The sequence below is a fragment of the Gilliamella sp. Lep-s35 genome (assembly GCF_009795845.1).
GTDB lineage: Bacteria > Pseudomonadota > Gammaproteobacteria > Enterobacterales > Orbaceae > Gilliamella.
In genome coordinates this window covers 1-237 of the sequence record NZ_WTEX01000099.1, presented here as the reverse complement: position 1 = coordinate 237, position 237 = coordinate 1, and the positions used below count along the sequence as shown (strand labels likewise).

Genomic DNA, 237 nt, shown 5'->3' with positions numbered 1-237 from the left:
GAAGCTGAAGCGGGTATTCCGGTTAAAGAGCTTTGCCGTAAATATGGCATGGCAACTCGACTTTTTATAAGTGGCGAGAAAAATATGGCGGAATGGAAAGCTCAGATATCAAACGTTTAAAGGAGCTTGAGGCAGAGAATCGCAAGCTTAAGCAGATGTTTGCCGAACTGAGCTTAAAATCCCAGCTTCAGGAAGAAATCATAAAAAAGCTTTAGTGCCCACAACAGCACGTAAAAC

Annotated in this window: 1 pseudogene; it reads left to right on the top strand. The window is 42.6% G+C overall.

The window, feature by feature from the left end:
• Positions 1-209, top strand: a pseudogene (locus tag GQ590_RS12200) (transposase); the annotation flags it as partial.
• Between the last annotated feature and the right edge of the window lie 28 nt (positions 210-237).